19 protein-coding genes and 2 pseudogenes are annotated in these 17,961 nt (G+C 69.1%); 10 read left to right on the top strand and 11 right to left on the bottom strand.

The genetic code is table 11. From position 1 onward, the window contains the following. Window positions 1–293: 293 nt before the first annotated feature. The 5 genes and pseudogenes from ACZ4LX_RS35870 to ACZ4LX_RS35850 form a co-directional block, all read left to right on the top strand. Window positions 294–428, top strand: a pseudogene (locus ACZ4LX_RS35870) (transposase); the annotation flags it as partial. A 184-nt stretch (window positions 429–612) separates the two neighbouring features. After that, window positions 613–1,398: a hypothetical protein gene (locus tag ACZ4LX_RS35865; RefSeq protein ID WP_467651189.1), complete on the top strand. Its 786-nt coding sequence runs from the start codon at window positions 613–615 to the stop codon at window positions 1,396–1,398. After that, window positions 1,395–2,102, top strand: a complete 708-nt coding sequence (locus ACZ4LX_RS35860; protein ID WP_467651190.1) for a hypothetical protein — start codon at window positions 1,395–1,397, stop codon at window positions 2,100–2,102. The genes ACZ4LX_RS35865 and ACZ4LX_RS35860 overlap by 4 nt, the downstream gene beginning before the upstream one ends. Next, on the top strand, window positions 2,099–2,632 hold the full coding sequence (locus ACZ4LX_RS35855; RefSeq protein ID WP_467651191.1) for a hypothetical protein: 534 nt from the start codon (window positions 2,099–2,101) through the stop codon (window positions 2,630–2,632). Before ACZ4LX_RS35860 ends, ACZ4LX_RS35855 begins: the two co-directional genes overlap by 4 nt. A 217-nt stretch (window positions 2,633–2,849) precedes the next feature. Beyond that, complete coding sequence (locus ACZ4LX_RS35850; protein ID WP_467651192.1) at window positions 2,850–3,254, top strand: hypothetical protein; 405 nt, start codon at window positions 2,850–2,852, stop codon at window positions 3,252–3,254. A 52-nt stretch (window positions 3,255–3,306) separates the two neighbouring features. On the opposite strand, the gene ACZ4LX_RS35845 is transcribed toward ACZ4LX_RS35850, so the two are convergent. From ACZ4LX_RS35845 to ACZ4LX_RS35820, 6 genes and pseudogenes are all read right to left on the bottom strand, one after another. After that, window positions 3,307–3,858, bottom strand: coding sequence for a Helicase associated domain protein (locus ACZ4LX_RS35845; RefSeq protein ID WP_467651208.1), 552 nt, complete (start codon window positions 3,856–3,858; stop codon window positions 3,307–3,309). 178 nt (window positions 3,859–4,036) lie between these two features. Continuing rightward, window positions 4,037–4,411 (bottom strand): annotated as a pseudogene (locus ACZ4LX_RS35840) (helicase associated domain-containing protein); the annotation flags it as partial. Between the two features lie 215 nt (window positions 4,412–4,626). Next, complete coding sequence (locus ACZ4LX_RS35835) at window positions 4,627–5,079, bottom strand: hypothetical protein (protein WP_467651193.1); 453 nt, start codon at window positions 5,077–5,079, stop codon at window positions 4,627–4,629. A gap of 176 nt (window positions 5,080–5,255) precedes the next feature. Continuing rightward, window positions 5,256–5,876, bottom strand: a complete 621-nt coding sequence (locus tag ACZ4LX_RS35830; RefSeq protein WP_467651194.1) for a DUF6461 domain-containing protein — start codon at window positions 5,874–5,876, stop codon at window positions 5,256–5,258. Window positions 5,877–6,008: 132 nt separating this feature from the next. Continuing rightward, on the bottom strand, window positions 6,009–6,683 hold the full coding sequence (locus tag ACZ4LX_RS35825) for a class I SAM-dependent methyltransferase (protein ID WP_467651195.1): 675 nt from the start codon (window positions 6,681–6,683) through the stop codon (window positions 6,009–6,011). Window positions 6,684–6,840: 157 nt separating this feature from the next. After that, window positions 6,841–7,281, bottom strand: a complete 441-nt coding sequence (locus ACZ4LX_RS35820; RefSeq protein ID WP_467651196.1) for a glycine-rich domain-containing protein — start codon at window positions 7,279–7,281, stop codon at window positions 6,841–6,843. Window positions 7,282–7,480: 199 nt separating this feature from the next. Between ACZ4LX_RS35820 and ACZ4LX_RS35815 the strand changes: the two genes are divergently transcribed. The 3 genes from ACZ4LX_RS35815 to ACZ4LX_RS35805 all read left to right on the top strand — a co-directional run bounded on the left by ACZ4LX_RS35815 (window position 7,481) and on the right by ACZ4LX_RS35805 (window position 10,618). Beyond that, window positions 7,481–8,773 carry a helix-turn-helix domain-containing protein gene (locus ACZ4LX_RS35815; protein ID WP_467651197.1) on the top strand — a complete coding sequence of 431 codons (1,293 nt, stop codon included), beginning with the start codon at window positions 7,481–7,483 and terminating at the stop codon, window positions 8,771–8,773. 404 nt (window positions 8,774–9,177) lie between these two features. Further along, the gene (locus tag ACZ4LX_RS35810) at window positions 9,178–9,909 is read left to right on the top strand and encodes a hypothetical protein (RefSeq protein WP_467651198.1); all 732 of its coding nucleotides are present in this window, start codon (window positions 9,178–9,180) and stop codon (window positions 9,907–9,909) included. Window positions 9,910–9,925: 16 nt separating this feature from the next. Next, the gene (locus tag ACZ4LX_RS35805) at window positions 9,926–10,618 is read left to right on the top strand and encodes a DUF6308 family protein (RefSeq protein WP_467651199.1); all 693 of its coding nucleotides are present in this window, start codon (window positions 9,926–9,928) and stop codon (window positions 10,616–10,618) included. Window positions 10,619–11,337: 719 nt separating this feature from the next. On the opposite strand, the gene ACZ4LX_RS35800 is transcribed toward ACZ4LX_RS35805, so the two are convergent. The 4 genes from ACZ4LX_RS35800 to ACZ4LX_RS35785 form a co-directional block, all read right to left on the bottom strand. Continuing rightward, window positions 11,338–12,807: a UvrD-helicase domain-containing protein gene (locus tag ACZ4LX_RS35800; protein ID WP_467651200.1), complete on the bottom strand. Its 1,470-nt coding sequence runs from the start codon at window positions 12,805–12,807 to the stop codon at window positions 11,338–11,340. Between the two features lie 75 nt (window positions 12,808–12,882). Then, a complete protein-coding gene (locus ACZ4LX_RS35795; protein ID WP_185014977.1) occupies window positions 12,883–13,368 on the bottom strand; it encodes a hypothetical protein in 486 nt (161 codons plus the stop codon). Then, window positions 13,368–14,255: a DUF6083 domain-containing protein gene (locus ACZ4LX_RS35790; RefSeq protein WP_467651201.1), complete on the bottom strand. Its 888-nt coding sequence runs from the start codon at window positions 14,253–14,255 to the stop codon at window positions 13,368–13,370. Before ACZ4LX_RS35790 ends, ACZ4LX_RS35795 begins: the two co-directional genes overlap by 1 nt. Window positions 14,256–14,414: 159 nt before the next feature. Beyond that, window positions 14,415–14,678 carry a helix-turn-helix transcriptional regulator gene (locus ACZ4LX_RS35785; protein ID WP_467651202.1) on the bottom strand — a complete coding sequence of 88 codons (264 nt, stop codon included), beginning with the start codon at window positions 14,676–14,678 and terminating at the stop codon, window positions 14,415–14,417. Between the two features lie 617 nt (window positions 14,679–15,295). Between ACZ4LX_RS35785 and ACZ4LX_RS35780 the strand changes: the two genes are divergently transcribed. Further along, window positions 15,296–15,961 carry a hypothetical protein gene (locus ACZ4LX_RS35780; RefSeq protein ID WP_260419961.1) on the top strand — a complete coding sequence of 222 codons (666 nt, stop codon included), beginning with the start codon at window positions 15,296–15,298 and terminating at the stop codon, window positions 15,959–15,961. A gap of 119 nt (window positions 15,962–16,080) precedes the next feature. On the opposite strand, the gene ACZ4LX_RS35775 is transcribed toward ACZ4LX_RS35780, so the two are convergent. Further along, window positions 16,081–16,626 (bottom strand): IS1096 element passenger TnpR family protein, encoded by a 546-nt coding sequence (locus ACZ4LX_RS35775; protein ID WP_185014974.1) that lies wholly within the window; start codon window positions 16,624–16,626, stop codon window positions 16,081–16,083. A gap of 430 nt (window positions 16,627–17,056) precedes the next feature. On the opposite strand from ACZ4LX_RS35775, the gene ACZ4LX_RS35770 reads away from it, so the two are divergent. Next, window positions 17,057–17,833, top strand: a complete 777-nt coding sequence (locus ACZ4LX_RS35770) for an AAA family ATPase (protein WP_467651203.1) — start codon at window positions 17,057–17,059, stop codon at window positions 17,831–17,833. Window positions 17,834–17,961: the final 128 nt, after the last annotated feature.

Below are 17,961 nucleotides of genomic sequence, written 5' to 3'. Positions count from 1 at the left end.
CGGCCGTCAGCTCTCCCAGATGCCCGGGCGCGAACCGGCCCGCGGCCACTGTGACCGTACGGGTGATGGTCATCACCGGGGCCGACAGGACATGATGAAACGGCAACGGAGCTCCTCAAGTACAAGCTGTCTTGGACGACTTCCTGTACCAACGAGCTCCGTTGTTCTCCGTTCGGGATCCTTCAACTGGCTTGCGTGACCTGCGAAAACGTTAACTACCCGGCCTTGGGCCTTGACCCCGAATCCTGAACACACGAGACACTGCATCCTGAGGATCTGAGAACGGACATCTCGTGGTCGTGAAGAACTATCCGCCGGAGTCCGAGGCGGACGCGGTCGCGCTGTACGAGTCGCGGCCAGGAGCCACGATCAGGTCGGTCGCCGCTGATCTGGGAGTCAACCCGGAAACGCTGCGGAACTGGGTGAGGGCAGCCGGAGCGAGCAGGCCCCGGGGACGCCGGGCGATGCCCAGCCGCTGGCTGCCGTCAACCGCATGGACGCCTCCTCGGCCGGCGAATGACGGGCCGTCGTTGCCCGTACTTGGGCAGGGCTTCAGAACGGTGGCTCTTCGGACCACAGGTGTGTCGTTGGCACGACCGGTGGCGGGGTCTTGTGGAGGAGAGTGGCCAGGGCCTCCTCAACGCGGCCGAGGTCGACGAGGTAGCCAGCGAGGTCGTGGTTGTTCCTGTGGTCGTGCTGTCGGAGAACGGCGACGGCTTCTTCAATGCGCCCGGCACCGGCGAAGAGGTGTGCAAGGTGTTCCGCCGCGTACCAGGTGTTGCCTTCGGGGTGAGCTCGGGCCTGTTCAACCGCCTTGTCGACGCCCCCGCAGGCGGCGATCAGCGGCAACCGCATCCAGTAAAACTCCCAATCGCTTTCACTCCCGCGCCGGGCGTCGAGGGCATCGAGGTGCGCCAGGCCGTCGGCGGGGCGACCTTGGCCGAGGCACAGCTCGGACAGGGCGTGGAGAATCCAGTCGTCGCTGGGGTGGGCGTCGGCCTGGGCGCGCATCACGCCGATCGCATCTGCGCCCCGCCCGTGTCGGGCCAGGAGCTGCGCGAGCTCGCAGGCCGCGTTCGGGTTGCGTTCCTTGTGGAGGCGTTCGCGGCCGATCCGATGGCGGAGCTGAAGATTCGCGACAGCCTCGCCCAGGTCACCCAGGTGACCGGCAGCAGGGAGAGCACCTCGATCCCCGAGGAGACCGACGACCGGCTGGTCCTGCAGTTCCGGCGCCGGGTGAACCTGCTCTACGGCTTGGTCGAGATGCACCCCGAGCAGATCATCAACATCGCCGACGAGGCCATGCTCAACGAGCTGGAGAAGGCGTGCGAGGGCGTTGGGCACTGGGCGCAGCGGCTGCACTCGGCCCGTAGCTGCGGACAGGCGGGTGTGCGGTGACCGCCTCGCGCTATACCTCCCTGTCCGCTGCGACCCGGCAGTGGATCACGGACAACTACGGCCCGCTGTTCGCCCAGCATGGTGACAAGAACCGGCGGACCGGCGAGTTCATGGACCTCATGATCGAAGGGGTCCAGGCGGGCGAGCTGCCGGCGATTGAGTACTTTAAGGTCGTCCTCGGCCCCGTCCTTGGTGCGCTGGACAACGACCTGCTGCTTCGATTCGCGCACAGCGGCACCGAAACGCCGCTGCCCGCAGGACCGGGGAAGGAGGGCGGGACGAAGGCACCCGGCGGCACGACACCGCCGATCCCTGGTCTCGGAAGCGGCGGAGCATCCTCCGGGCCCGCTCCCGGCGGGTGCGGCACTGGGACCGACATGGGGATCACCATCCCCGGCCAGCGCTCGTTCCTGCCCGCCGACCTGGTTCACGCCCGCATCGTGGAGGTGACCAAGCAGCTCCTCGCTATCAAGGGCAACCAGAAGCACCTGCGCGAGCAGGAGAAGGACAGCCGGGCGTTCCGCAAGCTCCTCGACGGCCAGTACACGGAGCTGGAAACTCAGCTCCGCGCCCTGCGGCGGGCGCAGGAGCGCATCAAGGAGAACCCCGAGATCGGACTGGACGCGCTGGCTGCCCTGGGTATCGGCGCCGCGGAACTCGGCATGAGCGATGCCGACCTGGTGGCTCTGGCAGGAGCGGTATGAACGGCGTTTCCTACTCCTCGACCCAGTGGCACGACTACTGGAAGTCCATGGTGCCGGCGACCCAACGTGAACAGCGGCGCGGAGACCACATCGCCGATGTGATCGCGGCCGACGGATGCGTGGTGGAGATCCAGCACGCGAGCATGTCCCCGACGAAGATCATGGGCCGCGAGCTGGACCACGGCCACATGGTGTGGATCTGGGACGGCCGCTCCGCCTACGCCACCGATGCCCTCTCACTGACTGCCTTCGCCAACGGCATCGTGAGCTTCCGGTGGAAGAACCAGCGCCGCAACCTCCGTACGTGCCGGCGTCCGTGCTTCCTGGACCTCTGGACGGTGGGGGAGTCCGGGGAACGGATGCTGCTGAAGGTCGACGTCCTCAACGAGGACGGAACGGGCTCCGGCCAGCTGGTCACCCACGACATCATGCGGCTGTGGATCGTCTCTGGCCTTCCTCGTCGTCCCCTCGCCGAGCTCCCCGAAGGCTGCGGCATCCCGTCGGTGAAATTCGCCGCGGCAGTCGCGTAGCACCACCATCCACCTGCCGGGCCCCGGACCAAGACTTGAGGTCCGGGACCCGGTTGGGCGCGGGAGTCGTCGTGTTCGGACTCACCGTCGACCGCGATCTCTTCGCTGTGCCCCTTTGGCACCGGCCGGGGTTGGCGCATTCCGCTACGTCGATCTGCTGCGCCCGAGACAATCGGCAACGACCGGTGTTCCAGCCACGATTGACAAGGGGATGTGCATGGCACTGCAGGAGCGTCTGGATCGCCCACTGCAACGCGAGCGGCTGCTGAAGGCTGCTGGAGTCTCACGCGCCGAACTCGTCTGTGTCCCGGCGACATGGCGGGTGGTGGAGCAGCACTGCGCGTACTCGTTCAGCCACTTCAAGACCTTTCCTTACAAGACCAGCCACTCCATGCCTGATGAGGAAGGCCTCCTGCACGTAGAGCTGGAGGGGGCCGACCTGGCGCGGCTTGTTCAACGCACCTACATTGCCCGCTTCACCGTGATCGATGTTGCTCGCCGTGCTGTGTGCCAACGCGTCTGGGATGCCACAGGAGCAGTGCTGGACGGCATCGACCTGGAAACTCCCGATGGCAAGCAACTGCCCCCCATCGTCTTGGACGCCCGACTGGGCCCCACATGACCTACTCGCAAGAGGCCCCGGACCTCATGAGGTCCGGGGCGGGGCGGAGTGGTCAGTAGTCGTCGCGTTCGGAGGGCGGCCCGTACTGCTCGATGAGGTCGCAGGTACATGTACCGCCCGCGTAGAGAGTCTTGTCGCACTCATCGTGGTGCTCCCGCCGCGCCGGAGCTGCCTGCACGTCGGGCTGCGCCGGCGCGGCCTGGACGACCGACGCCGGTCCCGCCCAGTCGACGCCCAGCCTCGCGAGGGCGCCGAGCTGGGGGGCGGTGAGCTTGTCCCGTCTCGATCGAATATTCGAATTCCAGACACCCAGCTTCACGATCACCGGCTCCGGCTCGCCGTCGACCGTGATCGTCTCGCTGTGCCCGCGCGGCACCGCCCGCTTCCCCTCCCGCTCCACCCACTGCGTGAGCGCCGCCAGGCCCCGCTGGAACGCCTGCTCTGCCTTGCTCGGGCCCCTTCGTCGTGCGCTTGGCCGCCGGGGCGTGAGACGGGGCCACAGGGGCGTTGACGCCCAGCGCGGCCAGCAGCTCCTGCTGCTCGGGCAGGAGCTGCGCCCAGGTGCCCGGCTCTTGGTGCCGCCAGCGCCACTTGCCCACGTCATAGCCCTCGAAGATGACGCCCGGCGCGATGTAGGGCAGGGCACCGTCGGCGTCGACCAGGTCGGCGAGCACGCGGTAGTGCCTCTGCCAGTCCAGCGGCCACGGGCAGTCCCAGTCCGGGTCGATCGCGGTGAGCTGCGCCGCGCGCTGGCGGGCTCGCTCCGCGTCCTTCCCCAGACCGCCCTTCCGCCGGAGGTTGGCGAGATGCTGCCCGACGGGCACCATCGCCTCGCCCTCGCCCCACACGGCGTCCTGACGGGGCGCGAGGTGCCCGGTCGCCCGCCGGTACGAACGCAGCGCGGCGAGCTTGTTCTCCCACGCTTCCCCGCCCGGCTCCCAGACCATCCCGGCCTCCGGAGCGTCCAGGAGGACCTTGCGCCGCTCCTCCAGCTCACCCGCCCGCAGGGCCTTGCGCTGCTGGTGCACCCACCGCCCCAGGGGGAAGTCCTTCGTGACGCCGACCTCGACCTCCACTTCATAGGGCACGGCGTAGACGCCGGTGATCTCGTTCTCCGCCCGCCACCGCAGCAGGGCCTGGTAGCCCTCCAGCCACACCAGCGACTCCGGCCGGTAGACCCGAGTGCGCAGGAACGCCGCGATCGTCGCGTCGTCGCGCGGGCTGGAGAAGTGCAGCAGGGCGGCTTCGGTAGCGGCCTGCGTGTCGTCGTCCTCCCGATCGAGCTCGACGTAGCCGAGAACGTAGCTCCAGAATGCGGCCAGCCGGTTGGGGTTCTGCGGCACGGGACCTCGTTGGCGCGCCTGGTAGTGCGCTACTCGGCACCAGGCCCCGCGGGAGGCTCGGTGGTTTGACGCGATCGGGCGTCAACGACGAACATGGCCCAACTGCTGTCCTTGCGGTATTTGAAGTCCGAGATAGTCCGGTCAGCGTTCACCATGGCACCGAGTACACCCCCCAGTCCGGGTAGCAGTCTGTTGCCGACGGCGCCGAGGGCCATGCTGGCGACGGTCCGCAGCATCGCCGGTCGGTGCATTCGCCGGAAGGCCTCCTGCTGGTATGCAGTGATGATCTGCTCTACCTCGGCGGCCAGCGCGGATGCTGAGCCGTCGGGGGACGGCCGCCCCTCTAGGAAGTCCCGCAAGTCCTTTACCCGCTTGTCCTTGCGGAGATCAGCGATGAAGTCGTGATAGGCGCCACGCGGGCCAAGAGCATCGACGCTGCGCAAGTGAAGAACCTTTTCGACGTCGATTTCATTGATCATCATGCGGGGCACTATGCCGAACACCACTGACACCACCCAGAAGTCGCCTGGGCGGAAGACGCGTGGAGGAGCGAAGACCCTGCGCAGGAAAAGGTCTGTGCTCTGTCGGCGGCGACAGGTCTCCCGGGCAGGTGACGTTGCCGGTGCAAGCAAGCGGCTTTGACGGCCAGACCATCGACCTACGCGAAGGCGGCGGTGGGAAGCGGAGCCCGGAAGTCCTCCCACGAGACATGGATGCCGTGCTCGATCTCGAGGAAGCGCAGAAAGGCAACGTCGGGAGGTTCCTCGCCGGAGTATTCGAAGCCTGGCACCCTACGCTCGTCGGGTTCTGCCATATGGCGCACGACCGGCTTGTAGTAGGCCAGTACCTGGCCGTCGACGGCATAGCCGACCTCGTGTACGCCGTTCACACTGCGGAACACGGTGTATGCGCGAGTTCCTTGCGATAGCGCCGCCAGGTGGGCAGGGGCACGGCTGGTGATGTTCTCGACGGCATAGGCCCAGCCAGGAACCGCGCCAGCGCGAACGATGGCTTCCGGATGTGAGAGGAACCCACCCTCGGTCAGCCGTGATACCAGGCTCTCGTCCTCCCAGTCGAGAAAGTCGAGGTCATTCAAATGACCATCCTCCGGGCGCATCTGGAGCTCGGCCACCACGTCATCGGACAGCTCGTGGAGGACATGCGGCTCTGCGTCCATCCGCACCAGTAGATCCTGCGGCCGGATACCTTCGCACAGCGTGAAGGTGTAACCCAAGTCGTATGCGGTCGATATCCACCGCAACCCGTTCGCCACGTCCACCCCTCCCCTTGCCCCCCGCCGACTCACCTGGCAATGCAGACCAGACGATGCGTGGCGATAGCACCATTACCTGACTGGTGTCGCGAGGTTCACATTATGGGTGGATATGCGTGTCTTCCGCTGATCGGCGGGTCAGGCCGGGCCGTGGGCGCGTACGAGGAGCGTGCCCAGACCTTCCCCGCCCGGTGGGGGCAGGATGCGGGCGTCGACGTTGGTGAAGCCCTGGCGCTTGAGGAGGTCCGCCCACGCCTGGGGGGTGTACTGCCAACGCAGCACGGTCAGTTCGCTCTCCCTCCCTTCGAGCCACTTGCCGTGCATCGGCTGCGGCCCGTAGGCGCCGGGGGAGGGCTCGGCCTGGCTGAAGGCGAAGATCCCGCCGGGTGTGAGGTTCCTGGCGACGAGCGGGAAGAGGAGCTCGGGGTCGGTGAACCACACCGCGCCCCACACGGAGTAGACCGCGTCGAAGGGCGTCGTGTTGGAGGTCAGGTAGTCGCCGGCCTCGGCGTGGACGAACTCCAGGCCGGGGGTGTCCTTCCACCACCGGCTAGCACGGTCGACCTGGGCGGCGGAAAGGTCCACACCGGTCGTCGCGACGCCCTGGCGGGCCAGGAACACCGCCTCCCTGCCCTCTGCGGGCCCCAGGTCCAGGGCACGGCGCGGGTGCCCCAGCATCTCGGCTCCGGGGCCGTGGCCGGGGTACTGGGTCCACTCGAACCGGTCCGCCTCTGGTGCGGGCTGCTCGCCCGTTCCCCGGTAGGGCTTGTAGGTGTCCCAGTACTGGGCCGGGGTGCGGGGCTCGGGTGGCATGACGTTCCTCTGGGGGCGGGGCGGCCTTCGAGCTGGCCACCGTACCCGCGCCGCTCCGCTGCCCACCGGCGAACGCCCCCGACTCACCCCCAGGGGTGCACGTGCCGGGGCCCGGGGACACTGCGAGCGTCCCCGGGCCCCGGCTGGCCGTTGCGGTTCAGTGGCAGTTCTCCCCGGGCCGGCAGGGGCCGCACTTGCCGTAGTCCGCCTCCCACAGCTTCCAGTCGACCTCGAAGCCGTTGTCGGCGATGATCTGCGCCGTCCGCTCGACGCTTCCGTCGTACTTGAAGTCGATCTCCGGGATGTGCTCCAGGAACCTGCCGTCGAAGTGCCGGTGGCAGAACTCGCGGTAGTTGCGGGTGTCCAGGATGAAGGTGTGCACCGCGATGTCGACGGTGCGGCCGCAGCACATCTCCAGGCCCTGGCCCCACTTGTCGATGGCCGTGATCAGGTAGGAGACAGCGGCCTGGAAGAGCCGCGTCGCCATCACCTCGTCGAAGGGGTAGTCGCGCATAAGGAGCTGGACCTCCCGGGCCCAGACCTCGGGGTCCACGTAGTCCCGAGGGTCACGGACCCTGGGTTCGGCGGCTGTCGCCATACTGTCCTCCCGTGTGTGAGAGGCCCCGCCTCACGCCGGGGCCACACCCCCAGCAAAGCGACCACCCACCCCACGCCGTGATCAACATGCCCCCGGTGCACACCGTTTGCAGACCCTGCACACGCCATAGGCACCCCACCCCTACGGCCTCTACCGTGGACAGGCAGACCTGTCGGCTCCTGGCGAGTGGGAGGCCCCTGTGCGCACCGATTCCCTCTGGACCTCCAGCAGGGTCACCACCGCCGTCGCCCGCCAGGACCCCGGCGCCCTCATCCGGATCGCCCGCCAGCACCGGGGCTGGCGGCAGACCGACCTCGCCACCCGCATCGGCTGCTCCACCTCCACCGTCTCCCGCCTGGAAACACACCACGGCTACGCCGACCTGACGCTCCTTCGGCGCGCCGCCCACGAGGCGGGCGTCCCGACGGGTGTCCTCGCGGCGTCACTCGGGTTAGCCGGGCCACCAGCCGCTACAGTCGTCGCGGACGGGCCACGCCGTGACGAGGAGGACCCCATGCGTCGCCGTACCCTGCTTGCTGCCGCCGGTCTCACGGCCCCCGCCGCCCTGCTGACCGGCGTCCAGGACGCACTCGCCAGCACCCCGGCCCCCACCGGCTCGACCGTCCCGCTGGACAGACGCATCACCACCGCCCGCGGCTACTTCGACGCCGGGCAGCACAGCCACCTCCTCAAGGCCCTGCCCGGCCTGCTGGCCGACACCCGCGAAGCCGCCCGAAGCCGCCAGGACCTCGACTTCGCCCGCCTCTCCGCGTGCTACAGCCTCACCGCCCAAGTCCTGACGAAAATCGGCAGATACGACCAGTCCAGGCTCAGCGCCGACCGCGCCACCATCTACGCCGAACTCTCCGGCTCACCCCTCGCCGCCGCCGCAGCGGCCAGGGAACTGAGCATCGTCCTCCGCCACCAGAACCAGCCGGCCGCCGCCCAACGCCACATCCTCGACGCCGTCACCCGCGTGGAAAAGACCGGACTCCAAACACCGGCCCAGGCCTCGGCCTACGCCCAGATGCTGTGCACCACCTCCTACACCGCCGCCCGCGCCGGCGACCGGGACCAGGCACTCACCATGATCCGTGACGCCACCCGCGCCGCCCGCGACCTCCCGCACCACCCGCCCCAGGGCCGTCTCTTCCCCCTCACCCCCGCCGCCGTCGACCTGTACGCCGTCGGCGTGCACTGGGCGCTCGGCGACGCCGGTGCCGCTCTCGAAGCCGGGCGCGGCCTGCACGAGGGGCAGTTCACCACCCCGGAGCGCAAGGCCCGCATGCACACCGACCTCGCCCGGGCCTGGTGGCAGTGGGGCAAACCCGAGCAGACGGCCGCCGAACTGCTCAGCGCCTTGCGGGCATCCCCGGGTGAAGTCCGTGACCGCCCTGCCATCCGCACCATCGTCACCGACCTGCGCACACGGCACGCCCAGGCAGCGGGAGTACGGGAACTGGCCGCGTCCGTCGGCGCCAGAGCCGCCTGAGGACGAGGCGAGAGGCCCTTCTTCAGTACACGAAAGGCGGAGCTGCGCCGCACGACGACGGCGAAGATCCGGGAGAGGGAGACGCTGACCGGGTGTGAAGGCTGTGCGGGCCGGTGATAGGGCCGGCTGGCGGGCTGCGCTCTTGGCCCTCGACATTGCCTGGTCGCCCGGTTGGGCCGTAACCACCCCCGCGCAGACCAGGGAGGCTGCTGCTCTTCGGTGCTGGTGGCCCCGGTCCGGCCCCATCGCGAGAATTCTAGGAGACGCCTCTGACACTCCCACCGAGACTTGATGGAGGAGGCGAAGCAGCCCCGGTACACCCATCGGCCACCGTCCGCCCGCATCTCTCCGGCTCTCCGGGCATCGGGCCTCGCGGGGGCAGCGGAGCAGACTACGGTGGGCTGGTGACGACCGCTTTCGCTGTTGACCGGCCCCCGTTGCCTGCGGATCCCTCTCTGATCAGCCTCGCCTACCAGCACGAACACCCGCTCCAGGCGTACGAGTTTGATGACGCGCTGGAACGCTGGACGGTGACCGCGCGGATCGACGCGAACATCCTGGCCGACGACACGGCAGCCCGCGGCGATACCGGCCAGGAGACCCTGGACGCGATCGAGGATGTGCTGGTCGGCCGCATGTCGTTCCTGCGGGTGCGCATGTTCGGCCCCGACAACCCCTTCCACGCCATGGACTCCTACACCGGGGACGTTTCGCGCATCGGCGAGCGCGTGCTGGACGTCGCCCGCGGTGAGTTCGCCCGAGACTTCGAGGAAGCGCTCGCCCACCCCGGTGGCGACCTGCTCGTCATGGACCGGGTCATCCTTGAGCCAGCGTGGCGCGGCTTTGGCCTGGGCCCTGTCCTGGCGGGCGCGGCCATCCGCCGGCTCTCACCAGGCTGCACCGCCGTGCTGTGCGAGCCGGGCTCGGCCGATGGACGCGAGATGACCGAGGAACAGCACCGCCAGGCAGCGGCCAAGCTCGCACGCGTGTGGTCCACGATCGGCTTCGAACCCTTCCAGCACGGCGTCCACTTCTTCGACTGCCACCTCCAGCGCCCCCTCAACCTCCTGGCCGAGCGCCAGCAGGAATTCACCGCCCTGTGCCGCTCCTGGAACGCTCAGCACGGACCCCGGTGAGGCACAGGTATCTGAATTGAACGAGCAGCTCGCGGAGTCTTCCTCCGCTGGGACACCGTCGGTGGTGGGGCGGCGCCTGCACGCCTTTCTGTATGCGGAGCGGGCAGCGGACGACCTGCGCCGCTACTTCGCAATCGGCCTGCCCCCGGGTGCCGGTGTGTTCACGGGAGGCCGGTTCGAACATCTCGCGGGCGGCGGCGACCGTCACCAGGTCGAGGACAGGTTCACCGCGGAGGACCTGATAGCCGTGCAGACCCTGTCGGTCACCGTCCCCGCCCCCGTCGCCCTTGACCTCCTGGAAGGACCGCTGGGCGTCCAACTGTCCGAACTGCTGCGCGGCATCCCCACCGGCACCGATCTCGCCGAGGCCGATGCGTCGGTCGTCGCGGACGGCTCGCCGGCGTACCTGGCCTGGTCGTTGCTGGAGAACCAGCGCAAGATTGGATGGGTGATCGCGGGGAAACTCCTGGCCCGCAAGCGACCCCGGCTGCTGCCGGTCTACGACCGGGTCGTGCGCTGTGCGCTCGGCCGTCCGCCGTCCTTCTGGACGGAGCTGCGCACCGCCCTGCGAGAGAGGGACGGGGCCCTGCACCACCGGCTCCTCGACCTGCGGCAGAGCGCGGGCCTGCCCCAGACGGTCAGCGCGCTACGCGTCGCCGACGTCGCGATATGGATGGCCCATCCCGCCCCGGGCCACCGCTGCCCCTGAGTACCGACCGGAGGGATGCTGACTGCCGGTCTCAGATGCTCGAAGGAGGCCACCACCCCCTCGAACCGCTCGCGGGACTCCTCCGGTGTGGCACCCGAACCGTGCAGGACACCAGAAGTGTCCCGATAGAAACGGGTCCAGGAGTTGCGCACGGCCTCCACCTCGGCCAGGCCCATCTCCTGGCGCGTCAGTTCCTGCACCAGGTGCCCGATCTGGCGGATGCGCCGCCCACCCGGATTGGCCTCCTCTGCCCGCAGCGCATCTACCGCGGCAGCGAGCTCGTCCAACAGCCCTTCCGAGACCTGGTCGTGGGCGCGCCATGCCTCGACGGTGGACTTGGCGGTATCCGTGACCGCGCCCCTCGCTGTCTCGATGCCCTCGATGTCCCTCGGCGCCAGGTTGAGGATGCTGTCGATCGCTCCCCGGCAGCAGGACTGCGAGACCTCGTACGGTGCGTGCCACCGGCCGGGATCGGACAGGACCGCCGCCGCATCCCGCAGGAGGTTCAACGCCCGCTCACCGTGGGGCCCTTGAGCAGTCAACGCCGTGGACAGTTCAGCAGAGACAGCGAAGCCGGTCTGGCCGGCGTCGCCGCCCGGGGAGTCGTTCGCGACAGTCACCCTGTCACCGTAGCGGCCCTGCGACCACGGCAACGGCCTCGCATCCGGGCGGGCGGAATGGAGCAGCCCTCGGACCCCGCCGAGTGATGTCGTCGCCGGTCACGCCACGCTGAGCGCGGTGGGGTGGGTGTTGATCCACGATAGGCCGCCGAGGTCGAGTTGGTGGCGGGCACGGGTGACGGCGACGTAGGCGAGGCGGGCGTCGGTGTCGTTGACGGGTTCCGGAACGGGGCGGCCTTGGGCGTCGTGTTGGTCGGTGTCCTTGGGCGGGGGGAAGTCGTCGGCGATTTTGACGGTGGGCCATTCGCGGCCTTTGGCGGTGTGGGCCGTGGAGACGGTCACGTCGGCCTGCTGTTCGTCGGTGAGCTGGTCGACGGCGGCGAGGATGGCGTCGGGGCCGTGGGTGTCGATGAGGTCGGCGAAGGGGTGGACGTCGCGGCCAGCGGGGTCGTGTGCGGCGTAGTCCTGTAGTTCGCCCCAGGAGTTGAAGAGGACGAGTTCGGGGTGTGAGGTGCGGCGGCCGCCTTTGAGGTCGCGGGCGGCGAGAGCCAGTGCGGCCAACTGCTGCTTTCCCCGGGTGAGGGCGACACGGTGGCCGGCCGACAGCAGTCGCATGACTTCGGCCATGGCGCCGATGTTGGTGCGGCACAGCACCGCATCGGGGCAGTCGAGATCGCCGACTTCGGTGGGGATGGTCTCCGTGCCGGTCAGGCGGATGGGGGCGTCGGCCAGAGTGAGCCACCGGTTGGCCTCTTCGGCGATCAGCGGGCCGAAGCGGAAGGAGCGGGTCAGGGTGAGAGCCGTGGCGTCGAAGCCGGTCATCACGTCCTGGGCGCCGCGCCAGCCGTAGATGGCCTGGGCGGAGTCGCCGACCATGACGAGCTGGGCGTGGTGGCGCTGGGCGTTGAAGACCTCCTCAAGGACCGGGTTGGTGTCCTGGGCTTCGTCGAGGAAGAGGAAGTCGGCTTCGATTCTCGGCTCGGTCAGGGCCCACATTTTCAGGTAGTGGTCGTGTTCGAAGCGGACCGCACCGCGGTCAGGGTTGTGCAGGTCGGCCCAGGCCTTGAGGGCGAACGGCAGGACCTCGTGGGCGAGTTGGGCGTGCTCGCCGGAGGTGGACAGGCCGCGCAGGTGCGGTACGTGGTGGCGGGTCAGGGTGCGGTCGGCGGAGTAGCAGTAGCGGGTCACGGTGCGCAGCACGGTGTGGGAGAGCGTCCGGGGGCTGATTTCGTGATCGCCGATGCGGACCGGGCGGGTGATGCCGAGTGCCCGGCCGGTCTTCCAGGCCGGCTGGCGGGGGCTGTTGAGCCGGCTCGCATAGCGGTGGCCGACGGCGGCGTAGGCCGTGGCGTGGGCGGTCTTGCACACCACCGTGCGGGGGAAGCGGGTGGTGGCATCGCGCGCGATGTCCTTGTTGAAGGCGAGGTAGCGGCCGCGGCTGAGGGTGCTGGCGGCAAGCAGGCTGAGCGTGCTGGTCTTTCCCGTCCCGGCGCCGGCCTGCAGGACGAGATGGTGGCCGGCCCGGAAGGCGTCGACGGCGTTGGCCTGTTCGTCGGTGGGCGTATGCAACAAGGGCTCCGCGGAAGATTGAAGAGGATCAGGGGGCCTGCAGCCGCCGCGTCGTGAGCGGCGTAGGAGAAGGAGTTATGGCGCTGTGCGAGTGGGTCGGTGCTGGTGGCGGTGCAGGAGGCCGGCCACACAGGCCAGGACGTCTTGGGGGGTGTGCTCGGCGAGCAGCCTCTCGAGCCGAACCTCCAGGCGCCGGGCGCGTTCCTGCTTCTCCCGGGCAAGGGCCGCGGTCACCCGCTGCCGCAGCAGGTCCTGGGGGCGTTGCCCCAGGACTGCCGCAGCCTGGCGCAGGGCCCTGTCGGCGGTGTGGTCCAGGGCGACGTTGAGCAGGACCTGGCCGTGTCGGTCGGGGTAGTGCGCTGTCAGGACGTCGATCGGCAGGCGCGTGCCCAGCCGGCGCCGCAGCGCATGCAGGGCACTGGCGGGACTGCGTGCGCTGTAGACCGTCATCAGCCGGGTGCGGTCCGCACTCGCGGCCAGGGACACGCCGCAGTGTGCATGCCGGAGTTCGCCGGGAGTGACAGGCCTGGTCAGGGCGATCTCGATGGCGTGGTGCGGCATCACGGCCGGGCCGCCTGCCTTGCACTGCCTGCAGTGCTGGGGCGTCGGACGGGGGTGGGCAGGCGGGTATGGATGTGTTCGTGGTGGTGCAGCGGGTCGAAGGGCTCCCAGCCGGCCACCGCCAGGTCGGCGGCCGTGGGCGTGGCGGCGTGCTGCGGGCAGCGCTGGGCGCGCCAGCGCAGTTGCTCGGCGTAGGGGACGCCGGTGAGGTCGTAGAGGGCCATGACCTCGGCGGGCAGGGCCAGTTGGCCGCCCGCCGCGGTGGCGGGGACCAGTCGCCAGGTGCCGGCCGGGGCGTGGGAGGCAAGCAGCGGGCTGGTGCAGCGGTGGCGGCGCCGGGTCTGGGCGACACACTGGATTTCATCCACCGGCCGGGAGGCGAGGTAGCGGACATACAACAGCTGCACGATGGGCCGGGCCGGGCGGCAGACGGGCGGCCGGGGCGCCGAGCTGTCCGTCAAGGCCGGGGGAGGAGTGAAGACCCCGGCGTCGATCATGCGGCGTGTGTGCACGGCCAGCGACCGGCGCAGCCCGGCCAGTTCAGGGAAAGCCGGTGCCGTGTCGCGGGCGGGACAGAGGACGGCGTGCGGCAGACGGCACCAGCTGCTGCCGTCCCCGGCCGGGTGGGCGATTCCGGAGCTGACGTGCCAGCGGCAGGCGGCGGGCACCCGGGTGGCCGGCAGTTCCTGCGGATGGAGACGGACCGGCCGGCGGTCGCTGCGGTGGTACCACTCGATCCGGTTGCCGCAGTCGCGGCACCGGCCGCTCTGTCCACAGCGCAGCAGCCGGCTGGCGCCGTCGGGGGTGACCTGAAGGGAACGGCGCGCGCGGTGGGCGAGGACAGGGCTGCGGTCCCAGTGGCGGGAGGCGGGAGGTGTGGAGCGCATGCGCGTGAACCTGCCAGCCAACACGCCGCATCCGCGGCAGCGGTAGGGCCGGATCGCCCGCTCAGCCGCACATGGTGCCACTGGAGTGCGAACGGACGGTCGCTCGTTCGAGGCGGTCTCGCCGGTTTGGGTGATCCGGGGCGGCCGCCCGGACGGGGGTCAGTCCCCGCTCGGCCCCGGCAGGTCATGCCCGCGGCACAGCGTCGCGAAGAGTTCGTCGAACGGGGTGCCCAGGGCGTGGGCGAGGGCGTGCCAGGTCTTCAGCGTGCCGATGGTGCGGCCCTGCTCGATCTCGATGACGGTGCGTCTGGCCAGGCCGCTGTGGGCGGCGAGCTCGTCGTAGCTCCACCCGCGCGCGGCCCGCAGACGCGCGAGTTCCAACCGCAGCGCGTCGAGGTCCGGATCGGGCGGCAAGATCGTCACCCGTCCATCCGACGGTGCAGACCCCTGCCCTGTCAGTGCAGACCTCTGCCCTAATTTCGCAGGTGGCGACGCCAGCGAAAGGGCAGACCTCTGCACTACGGTGGGCCGCCGCCCCAGCCCCGACGGGACCGGCGCGCACGCAACAGGAGGAACACGCGCCCATGAGGCTGCGCACAACATGCCCAGCGACACCACGCGCCTGGACCGTGGAACTGCGCTCGCACCCCAGCGGGCTCGTCCGCGTATGCCAGCAATGCCCCCACGGCAGTGGACCGGTCACCGCAGCCTCCGCCCGCTCAGCCGCCCTCGCCCACCTCGCACGACACGCACGCGGCGACCTCCTCCCACCCCACCTGCGCACCTGCCAATGCCACGAACGCGGCTGCCGCTGGCACCCCCGCCACCGCGGCTGCGCCGGCCCCATCCACCTCCTCCTCGCCCGCGAACGCGGCGGACGAGTCTGGCGACTCGCCGACGCCTGCAGTACCTGCGCCGCAGCAACAGCACACGCCGCCGTCGTCCCCGACACAGCCCTCGCCCGCGCACCACATCCCACAACCACCCGGCGCCGCAGACGACAGCCCAAGGGCCCAGGCGCCCGGATCCGAGTCCGCGAAATGCTCAGCTACCTCGCCGCCGCCCTCCCCGAAAGCACCCCGGCCGCAGCCCGCCTGCTCGCACTGCAGTGCGCGCTACGCATGAACACCACCATGCGCGTGCGGCTGCCCAAAGGCATGCTGCGCAGCCTCCGCCTCGACAACCCAGACCCGTGGCGCGACCTGGAACACGCACGATGGCTACGGATCGGCGCAGGAAGAGCCGCCAACGAGTTCGTCGCCGAACTGCTCGACGCAGCACTGCTCAGCCAGGCCCCTGCCGGCCCCGACCGAACGCAGGCCGCAGACTGGGCACTACGCGCCACCACGGCCTCGACAGCCGGGGCAACGGTCGGCCCGCAGCTGCAACTGGCAAGCCTCTACCTCACAGCGAACGCCGACCCGGATACCGGCACCGGCCTGGCCGAACCCGGCCAGATGGCACGCGCCTGCGGAACCCATCCCGCGCGCCTGCCCAACACCCTTGATCAACTGACCGTGACGGGTCTGCTCAGCTCCTGGTACGCCTGCCCGAACTGGGGAGACCTGCACTGGACTCTGGCGTACCCAGGGGGAGATCGGCAGCCGGTCCCCTCGAAAGATCCCGAACACCCTGCGGATCGGGCACAGAATCGAACGATCACCCGGCCCTGCGCCCTACAACGACGAGCGCCGTCAACCTGCTGAGACCGCCGATGGGTTGATGTCAGCGGCCAGTTGGATTTCCCCACTCGCGGCCACTTCGTCTCCCCACCACGGCTACTTCAATTCCCCACTGGCGGCCACTTCGTGTACGCAGCGTGAGGTCACCCCCGGCGGTGTTCGCCCCACCTTGGCAGGATCGGAGGCAGGTCGCTGAGGCCGCGGGGCGGCCGCTTCGGCATCGGGGACTCCCCATCGTCCCCGTCCCAACGGCGCGCGTACTGGTCCGGGAGGCTGCCCCAGCCCCAGTAGGGAACCGGGCGGTCGGGCACCTCGCCGAGTTCCTCGAGGGGATCAATGCGCTTCTCCGCCACCGTGCACAGGTGCGCCCAGTCATCGCCCATGTCGAAGACATAGGCGAACTGTTCGCCGGCTTGCAGCCTGCTCAGCTTGGTCACATGGCCGTCCACGGTGCCGTCCGGGGCCTCGCCGTCCCACCAGTCCAGCGGGCTGACGTGGGTGGCGTCGGACAACGTGAACAGGTGCAGGTGAGCCAAGTCCCAGCGTGCGAAGCCGAGATCGATGGCCGAGGCGAGCTGCGCGAAGGAGTGCGACCGAGCAGCGGCGAACACCCGGCCGGGACGCGGCCACAGGTCCGCACCGTGACCGGAGACCAACTCCACCCGGATCGACAGCCAGGTACGAACCACGTCATTAACCCCCTCATGCGCCAGATCCGCGAGCCAGCACCGAGGCTACTGAGTGTGACTGCGGATTGGGGAATCGAGCTGGCCGTACGTGGGGAATTTCTACTGGCCGCCGTCAGGTTGACGGCTGGCAGTGCGACCTTCGCCCTGTCGGCAAGTGCGGCAGTAGACCCGCCAGGAATGGACAGGAGGCGTCGCTCAGAAGCAGTCCGGCCACGTGGTCGCTTTGATCGAACAGGGACGTGGTTCGGGTGGGTGGGTGATTGGCGGCCGCGCACATCGCGCGCGGGTTTCTGTCTGGCTGAGGCGTGTGCGGCAAGTGACACAGTTCTGAAACTGTGGACATAGAGTGAAGGAAAGGTGCTTTTGATGCGTCAAAGCCGTCTGCCTGGCCAGGGTTTGGGAGATGAAGGCGGCTTGGAGCGCCTGCGTCATGCCGGACGTGGGAACGCAGGAACCATCGGGGGGCCGCTTCGTGTATCTGGCATGCCTGTCTGCCGAAAACTTCCGGATCTTCGGTCCCGCTCCCAAGCAGGGTGGTGATACAGACACCCGCCTTCGGATGGGCTTCGGCCCCGCCACCAACGTCCTGGTCGGCGAGAACGGCAGCGGGAAGACTGCGGTCATCGATGCCATCCGCCTGTGTCTGCAGACCACGGCGGGGGATTACTACCGGATCACTGCCGACGACTTCCACATCCGCAACGGCCACCGTGCCGACAGCTTCACCCTCACCTGTGGGTTCAAAGACCTCACGCCGCAAGAGCAGGCCGTTTTCCTTGAACTGCTGACCACCGAAGAGGACGGCAGAAGTTCCCTGTACGTCACCGTGCGGGCCCAGTTGATCGACCCCCTGCACTCAAGCAGGGTCTCTCTCGTCACCCGCACCGGCCCCGACGGCCAGGGTCCCACCCTCGACGGCACTGCCCGAGAACTGCTCAAAGCCACCTACCTGCGCCCGTTGCGGGACGCTGAAGCGGAGCTGCGTTCTGGCCGTGGCTCGCGTCTGGCGCAGATCCTCGCCGGCTATCCCACCATCAAGGACCAGGGGACAAGCGACTTCGACCCGGTCGAAGACACCGCCACGACCCTGGTCGGCATCCTGCAGCGCACCGAGCACCACCTCAGCGAGAACAAGGCCATCATCGCGGCCCGCGACGACATCAACGCCAGCTACCTGCAGAAGTTCGCCTGTCAGTCCTCTCTCTAGTTACGACATGAACATGGCCTTGAAGTGCACTGCTTAGAGTTCATGGAGGACACTTTGGTTCGGTGTTTGACCTGGGGTGGTATGGCTAAGTTGCTCGACCTCTGGTCTCGCTTAGGTTCTCTGAACTG

The sequence above is a fragment of the Streptomyces sp. NPDC026062 genome (assembly GCF_055568375.1).
The sequence above is the reverse complement of the archived record's forward strand: the minus strand, read 5'-3'. Positions and strand labels throughout refer to the sequence as shown.